Genomic DNA, 307 nt, shown 5'->3' with positions numbered 1-307 from the left:
GAGCCAGGTGGTCTGGCGCGCCGATGGGGGTGCCGACGCGGCCAACCCGAACCCGACCTCGATCCAGGCCTATACCAGCCTCGCCTACGCACCCGACCCGACCATCCCGATTCGATGGAACGCGTTCGCGGGCGTCACCCTCCAGGCGCCGGACCAATCTCGTCCCTTCGACCGTTACGGGGTCAAGGTGAACTGGCAGCGGATCGCGCCCGACTACGCGCAGTTCCTTTCGGATGCCAACGTCATCTCGGGCGGGACCGGCGCACCGTATTCCCGCGACAAGTTCGTCTTCGAGGCCAACGCACAT

General features: G+C 66.4%; 1 protein-coding gene. It reads left to right on the top strand.

Going from position 1 to position 307, the window contains the following annotated elements:
• A partial coding sequence (locus MKK51_RS00005) for a carbohydrate porin (protein WP_409565583.1) occupies positions 1 to 307 on the top strand: 307 nt, incomplete at both ends.

Source organism: Methylobacterium sp. E-045 (genome assembly GCF_022829685.1).
Taxonomy (GTDB): Bacteria; Pseudomonadota; Alphaproteobacteria; order Rhizobiales; family Beijerinckiaceae; genus Methylobacterium.
This window is presented reverse-complemented; position numbering and strand designations above follow the sequence as displayed.